Here is a 7,652-nt window from a genome sequence, read left to right on the forward strand (position 1 = left end):
CGTGCCAGCCGATTCACTGCGTCGATTCACCGAGATTACCCGTTCACACGCGTCAGACAGGAAGCCTTATGTCCACTACCCGCTCGACACACGACAATCCGCTCCTCGATTTCTCCGGCCTGCCGCGCTTTGGCGAGATCCGCCCCGAACACGTCACACCCGCCCTCGACGTGCTGCTTGCCGATGCGAGCGCCGCGGTCGAACGCGCCGCCCAGCCGATTACGCCCGCTTCATGGGCCGACGTGGTCGAGCCGGTCGAGCGCGCCACTGAGCCGCTCTCGCGTGCCTGGAGCGTGGTCGGCCATTTGAATGCAGTCGCCGATACACCGGAGCTGCGTGCCGTGTACGGCGAAAATTTGCCGCGCGTGACCGAATTCTGGTCGAGCGTCGGACAGAATCTCGCGCTGTACGAGAAGTACAAATCGATCAACGCGAGCGGCGATTTCGCATCGCTAACCGGCGAGCGCAAGAAAATCCTCAGCAATGCGCTTCGCGACTTCCGTTTGTCCGGCGCGGAGTTGCCGGAAGACCAGAAACCGCATTTCGCCGAATTGCAGGAGCGCCAGGCAGCCTTGTCGAAGGCGTTTTCGGATCACGTGCTCGATGCGACCAACGCCTACGCGTATCTCGTCGAAGCCGGCAATGACGCCGAACTGGCCGGCCTGCCCGAAGACGTGATCGAAGCCGCGAAAGAAGCCGCCGAACGCGACGGCAAGACCGGCTATAAATTCACGCTGCACTTCCCCTCGTATTTCCCGGTCATGCAGTACTCGGAAAATCGTCCGATGCGCGAAGCGATGTACCGCGCCTATGTGACGCGTGCATCCGAACTCGGCCCGCAATACGGCAGCGGCAAACCGGAATGGGACAACACGGCGGTCCTCGCCGAACAGCTGAAGCTGCGCGCCGAAGAGGCGCACATGCTCGGCTTCAACAACTTCGCCGAAGTGTCGCTCGCGCCGAAGATGGCCGAGTCGCCCGCGCAAGTGATGACCTTCCTCGAAGACCTCGCCACGCGCGCGCGTCCGCATGCAGAACAGGATTGGAAGGAACTGCGCGAATTCGCCGCGAACGAGCTGGGCATGACCGAGCTGCAACCGTGGGACATGACGTTCGCCGCCGAACGTCTGCGTCAGAATCGCTATTCGTTCTCCGAGAACGAAGTCAAACAGTACTTCCCGGAAGACGCGGTGTTCAAGGGCCTCTTCAAGGTGACCGAGACGCTGTTCGGCGTGCGCATGCGTCGCGACGAAGCGGCCGTGTGGCATCCGGACGTGCGCTTTTTCCGCGTCGAGAATCAGGACGGCGGCCTCGTCGCGCAGTTCTATCTCGACCTGTATGCACGCGAAGGCAAACGCGGCGGTGCCTGGATGGACGATGCGCGCGGCCGTCACAAGCACACGAATGGTGGCGTGCAAACGCCGGTCGCCTATCTGACCTGCAACTTCTCGGCGCCGGTCGGCGGCAAGCCCGCCTGCTTCACGCATGACGAAGTGATCACGCTGTTCCACGAGTTCGGCCACGGTCTGCATCACATGCTCACGCGCGTCGACGAACTGGGCGTGTCGGGCATCAACGGCGTCGAGTGGGACGCGGTCGAGTTGCCGTCGCAATTCATGGAAAACTTCTGCTGGGAGTGGGACGTGTTGAGCGACATGACCTCGCACGTCGAAACCGCCAGGCCGCTGCCGCGCGATCTGTTCGACAAGATGCTGGCGGCGAAGAACTTCCAGAGCGGTCTCGGCACGCTGCGGCAGATCGTGTTCTCGATGTTCGACATGCAACTGCACCTCGATTTCGATACGTCCGGTACGAAGAACGCCACCGATCTGGCCCGCGAGATCAACGAGCGCTTCCATGTGGTGCCGCAAGCCGAGTTTTCGCGTTGGCCGAATACGTTCAGCCATATTTTCGCGGGCGGTTATGCGGCCGGCTACTACAGCTACAAGTGGGCCGAAGTCTTGTCCGCCGATGCGTATGCCGCCTTCGAAGAAGCGGCGCAAGCGGCCAGCGGCAGCGTGCTCGATGCGGCAACCGGCATGCGTTATCGCAAGGAGATTCTGGAAGTGGGCGGCAGCCGCCCGGCAATGGAATCGTTCAAGGCGTTCCGCGGCCGCGAGCCGAATATCGACGCGCTGTTGCGGCACAACGGCATGACGCCGGCGGCGGCGCATTGATGAGTTGAAGCGTTGGCGGGATGGATCCGCTAGTCAGCGCTGCGGCTAACCGCGGTGCAGTTTGAAGTCCACGTGCGAGGGACGCCCTTCGAGCGACAGCGCCGCGCGTGCAGCAGGCGCGCGGCTCACCACCTTGCCGCGGCTCACCACGGCGAGCCGCGCGGCGCGCAAGCGGATCGCTTCGACCGGATCGCGTGCGTCGAGCAGCACGAGATTCGCCGCGCAGCCCGGCGCGACGCCGTAGCCTTCAAGGCCGAGAATGCGCGCGGCGTTCACCGTGACCGCATCGAAACACGCATGCGTGCCCTCGACACCCGTCATCTGCGCCACGTGCAAGCCCATGTGCGCGACTTCGAGCATGTCGCCGGAGCCAAGGCTGTACCACGGGTCCATCACGCAATCGTGACCGAACGCGACGTTGATGCCCGCCGCCATCATCTCGGGCACGCGCGTCATGCCGCGCCGTTTCGGATAGGTATCGCTGCGGCCCTGCAACGTGATGTTGATCAGCGGATTGGCGATCGCGGCGACGCCCGACTCGCGCATCAGCGGCAATAGCTTGCTGACGTAGTAGTTGTCCATCGAATGCATCGAGGTCAGATGCGAGCCGGTCACGCGTCCATGCAAGCCGAGCCGATGGGTTTCGGCCGCGAGCGTTTCGATGTGGCGCGACATCGGGTCGTCAGATTCATCGCAATGCATGTCGACGCGCAAGCCCTGCTCCGCCGCGTATTCACACAACAGGCGCACGGACCGAGCGCCGTCGGCCATCGTGCGCTCGAAATGCGGAATCCCGCCGACCACGTCGACGCCCATCGCGATTGCACGCTTGAGATTCTCGAATGCGCCGGCACTGCGCAAGAGGCCATCCTGCGGAAACGCGACCAGTTGCAAGTCGAGATACGGCGCGACGCGACGCTTCACTTCGACCAGCGCCTCGACCGCGAGCAGACGCGGATCGCACACATCCACATGACTGCGGATCGCGAGCAAACCGCGCGCGACTGCCCAGTCGCAGTACCGCAACGCGCGCTCGATCAGCGCTTCCTGCGTCAGGTCCGGTTTGAGCTCACCCCACAGCGCGATGCCTTCCAGTAACGTACCGGACGCGTTCACGCGCGGCAGTCCGTACGACAGCGTCGCGTCCATGTGGAAATGCGGATCGACGAACGGCGGTGTGACGAGCAAGCCGGCTGCGTCGATTTCTTCGCGCGCGGCCGCAGCCAGATTCGACTCGACAGCGACGATGCGGCCCGCTTCGATGCCGATGTCGACCGGCTGCTTTTGCCGCGGTGCGGCGCCAGGCGGCAGCATTGCGCGGCGAATGATCAGATCCATGTATCGCTCCCTTTAAGCCTTTTCGACCTCTTTGACCGATATCGATTCTATCGGCGTCAGAATGCGCGTGGCGGCGTTTTATCACGGCGCCGTACCGGCGCGCAGTTGCGAATCCGTACCGGCTGCACGCGCTGCCACCCGCCTATACTCGGCGTTCGACTTCGACGCGCAGTGGCGCACGTCACCGACCAACGGAGCAAACACATGAAGACGATCGGCGTGATCGGCGGGATGAGTTGGGAATCGTCCGCCGAGTATTACCGGCTCATGAATCGCCACGCGAAGACGCGTCTTGGCGGCCATCACAACGCACGCAGCCTGATGCTGACGGTCGACTTCGCGCCAATCGAAGCGAACCAGCGCGCCGGCGACTGGGCCGCGCTCGGCGAACAGATGGCCGATGCCGCGCGCCACCTCGAACGAGGCGGCGCCGATCTCGTGATGCTGGCGACCAACACGATGCACCGCGTGTATGAAGCGATCGAACAGGCAATCAAGGTGCCGTTTCTGCATATCGCCGATCCGACCGGCACTGCGCTGCGCGCCGCCGGTATCGAGCGTGTGGGCCTGCTCGGCACGCGCTATACGGATGGAGCAGACCTTTTACACGGGGCGTCTGCGCGAGCGCTACGGCCTCGACACGCTGATTCCCGATGAAGCCGAACGCGCGGACGTGCACCGCATTATTTACGACGAGCTATGTCACGGCAACGTGGATGGCGCCTCGCGTGCGGTGTATCAACGCGTGATCGAAGGGCTTGCCGCGCGCGGCGCGCAGGCGGTGATTCTCGGCTGCACCGAAATCACGTTGCTGATCAAGCCGGAGGATTCGGCGCTGCCGGTGTTCGATACGACCGCGCTGCATGCACAAGCGGCGGTGGAATGGGCGATCGATTCCGAGTGAGCGGCACAGCAACGTAAGCGGTGTCGGAAATTAAAAAGCCCGCGTGGCTTGCGCCAGCGGGCTTTCAACAATGCTTGGTTGCGGGGACAGGATTTGAACCTGTGACCTTCGGGTTATGAGCCCGACGAGCTGCCAGACTGCTCCACCCCGCGTCAGAGAAACCGGATTGTATAGAGATGTTCGCGAAGCGTCAAACAATCGTGCGAAATTATTTCGAACGACGCAGACAGTGCGCCTGCGCGCTCAAAGATCGGAGACTGTTGCGCCTTCCACTTTGCCGTCGATGATGTCCGCGCCGTACTGGCTTGCGCTGCGTTTGGCGACGCCGAAATCGGAGAAAGTAGCCGGCAACACGAGCCGGAACACACGGCTCGCCTTCGAACCGCTGATTGCGCCCGGACGGCAGACACGCACCGCGACGTCGTAACCTTCGGCGTGACGCTTGTGGCCGTCGAACTTGTCGAACTCCCGCGAAAACACCAGCGGATGCACTTCGAAGTCCTTATAAAGGGCTGGATAAAATTCGGCCATGATGCATCTCCGATGCGCGTGAGTGTGGTCCCACTATACGCTGCGGCATGTGGCGCACGAGTAAATATTTTGGGGCTGTCGTGGCTGCCGGATTAGCGGCTTTGCTGCACTGCGCTGGATCTGAATTTGCAAACCGGTGCATGATAGCGGCGATTACAGCGCTGAAACCGGCTAACCGGCACTCTCTCGCCGGCTGGCAAACACAATTTACCGAACGATATGCGAATCGCCACCTGCGATCTCAATACAGGGTTTTTGGTGATTCACAACGTTCACGATAATCCGCCAAAACCCCACGCAGCAGGGCTTTGTGGTTCGTAGTGTTTCATGACGTTTCACTGTATCGCATGATTTTCTGGTAGCGCCGCGAACTGACTTTGGGGGAACTACCCCGATCTGACCCTGGCAGCGGCGCAGCGCGTGGCCATCGACAACGGTGAAGACCCCGCGGCCGACAAGAAGGTCGAGAAGACGCGTACGTCTGAGGCATCGACGGTCAACCAACTCTGCGACGACTACCTGGAGAAGCAGGTAGCTGGGCTTGCTGCCTGTCTACTACCGCACCTGAGACATCGACAAAATCGTGCGCCCCAGCCTCGGATCGCTGGAGGTCCGCAAGATCACACCCTCCGACATAGTCTTCGTCATCGAAAACTTCAAGCGCTCGTGGACCATCTGCAAGCGGATGCTTACGACGATGACGCAGTTCTTCGACCATGCGGCTGGTAGGAAGATCATTCAGACCAATCCCACCTTCGGCATCAAGCTGAAGTCGCTTCTCGGCCAGCGGCCCCATCGAGACGCGGCGCTGTGTGGCCCAGGACATCTCCTCACGCTGGCCCGGCAAGGTGGACGGGCGCTGGCCGGGACTGCGTTCGGTCGTCATGGTCGAGGCGACGCGCGAAATCGCCGGAGCCGCCTCGACTGAGCGGCGTTACCACATCAGCATCCTGCCCGCCAATGCGAGCAGGATCGCCCATGCCATACGCTCGCACTGGCGCATTGAGAACAGCATGCACTGGGTGCTCGACATGGCCTTTGGCGAAGACCAGTGCCGTGCGAGAGTCGAGAATGCGGTGCAGAACTTCGTCATCCTGCGCCGTATCGCCATGAATCTGCTCAAACGCGATACAAACAAAAGCGGGACGATCCGCCGCCTCAAGGCCTGCGCCAACGATCAATATCGCGCCGGCCTGCTGGGCCTATGAGCTTCATGCAATTTCCCTGTCCGAAAGTATGAACTATGTCAAATTCAGATTTATCCTATCGACGTTACTCCTATCGAGAGGCAAGAATGGGTTCCGCTTGGACCCATATCTCCTCTTGCCAATGTTTAACTCCACACAAGTCCCCGCAGGAAAAATTCTCACCCGTTACATTGCGCCATTTGGTTTAACTGCCCTGCTACGGCCCGGTAAGGCTGGCGAACCAGCGGAAACTCTGTGGGTGGGTAACCAACACGCGGGAACGGCAGGGCTGGCGTTATTTGTGTCGGCCCTTGACGCCGAAATCTACCGACTGCACTCCATGCGGCAGGGTGAGGTATGGGAAGCGTATCCGTTCGAATGTCTTGGCTTCCAAGCATCCGTCGCTCGCCTTGGCGAGGCACAAATACACTTGGCCTTCGGCTTTAGCGGCAACACAACGCGCCAGTTGATGCTAGGTCATGACGGAGATCTTATGATGCCCCTTTCCATGAACCCTCCACATTCGGTCTTTTCAGGATGGCATAGCATCAGTGGTTGGGAGCGGAGCGAGTTGGCGTCCTAGTTCTTTTGCAAGCCGCTTGAGAGCTTGTTCCTTGGTTTTGCGAACCTGTTCCTCATAGCGCGCGAGTCCTTTTTCAACGTAGTCATCGCCCTTGACCATCACGCGCCAGAACCACCCAGCCAGTTTTCGTGCGAGTGCCTTGGTCGCCACCAGGCCGCCACGGCGGGCAGCGAGCCGGCGGTAAAAACCACCCAGCCCAATATCCCTGCTGCGAACCAGGCTCTGGGCCATCATGCAAAACAGTTGTCCCGTCCGGTTGCGGCTGCGGCTTACACGTTTTTTTCGTTTGCCACTATCGTTGTGGCCCGGTGCCAGTCCCGCCCAGGAGGTGAAGTGTTTTTCAGTTGGCCAGACGCTTAGATCGGTGCCCACTTCGCCGATAAGTTGCAGCACGCCGTACTGGGACAGTGCGGGCAGCTTCGTCAGATCCCGTCCGCCGCACATCTGTGCGAGTATCTCACGCAGCCTGGAAATTTCCGGGGCGTTGACGCCGGTTTGTTTGGTGGACCTGGGCAGTGGCGGCTGGGTCTCATCATACGGCGGCAGTATCGCAGTGATGCGCCTGTCGCAATCGGCGATGAGTTTCTGATAGTGATCCCAGGATTGCAATGCCTGGTCTAGTGCGAAGATGTGCTCGTCAGCCCACGTGCCGCGCAGGGATTCGATGACGGCCTGTTCCTTTTTTCGCCGGATCTGCACATCGCACAGGGCTACCAGTGCCTCAGGGGAGCGCTCGCCGGCCACGATCGCGCGTACTACCGCCATACCGCTGACGCCGGCCAGTGACGATATGACATCGTGCAGCTTGATATTCATGCGGTCGAGGGCTTTTTGCATCAGTTGCACACAGGCGGCCGCAGCTGCTACATGTTCGGCGCGCAGGCGCAGGTAGTCCTGCAACCGCCGAATATCAGCGGGTGGCACGAAGCCGG

Annotated in this window: 5 protein-coding genes, 1 tRNA gene and 1 pseudogene; 3 read left to right on the forward strand and 4 right to left on the reverse strand. The window is 61.2% G+C overall.

Features of this window, described 5'->3' with window-relative positions:
• The first annotated feature begins 68 nt into the window (after positions 1-68).
• Complete coding sequence (locus SB772_RS03050) at positions 69-2,177, forward strand: M3 family metallopeptidase (protein WP_410831796.1); 2,109 nt, start codon at positions 69-71, stop codon at positions 2,175-2,177.
• 45 nt (positions 2,178-2,222) lie between these two features.
• Here SB772_RS03050 and SB772_RS03055 read toward each other — a convergent pair whose 3' ends face one another.
• Positions 2,223-3,515: an amidohydrolase family protein gene (locus SB772_RS03055; RefSeq protein WP_410831797.1), complete on the reverse strand. Its 1,293-nt coding sequence runs from the start codon at positions 3,513-3,515 to the stop codon at positions 2,223-2,225.
• A 204-nt stretch (positions 3,516-3,719) separates the two neighbouring features.
• On the opposite strand from SB772_RS03055, the pseudogene SB772_RS03060 reads away from it, so the two are divergent.
• Positions 3,720-4,419: pseudogene (locus SB772_RS03060) on the forward strand (aspartate/glutamate racemase family protein).
• Between the two features lie 75 nt (positions 4,420-4,494).
• Here the strand turns inward: SB772_RS03060 and SB772_RS03065 are convergent.
• Both SB772_RS03065 and SB772_RS03070 read right to left on the reverse strand, forming a co-directional pair.
• Positions 4,495-4,571: transfer RNA gene (locus SB772_RS03065), tRNA-Met, on the reverse strand.
• 91 nt (positions 4,572-4,662) lie between these two features.
• A complete protein-coding gene (locus SB772_RS03070; RefSeq protein WP_115105025.1) occupies positions 4,663-4,950 on the reverse strand; it encodes a hypothetical protein in 288 nt (95 codons plus the stop codon).
• Between the two features lie 794 nt (positions 4,951-5,744).
• On the opposite strand from SB772_RS03070, the gene SB772_RS03075 reads away from it, so the two are divergent.
• A complete protein-coding gene (locus SB772_RS03075; RefSeq protein WP_410831819.1) occupies positions 5,745-6,158 on the forward strand; it encodes an ISAs1 family transposase in 414 nt (137 codons plus the stop codon).
• A 511-nt stretch (positions 6,159-6,669) separates the two neighbouring features.
• Here SB772_RS03075 and SB772_RS03080 read toward each other — a convergent pair.
• A partial coding sequence (locus tag SB772_RS03080) for a transposase (protein ID WP_410831798.1) occupies positions 6,670-7,652 on the reverse strand: 983 nt, incomplete at its 5' end.

This window comes from Paraburkholderia sp. SIMBA_030, assembly GCF_046535245.1.
Taxonomy (GTDB): domain Bacteria; phylum Pseudomonadota; class Gammaproteobacteria; order Burkholderiales; family Burkholderiaceae; genus Paraburkholderia.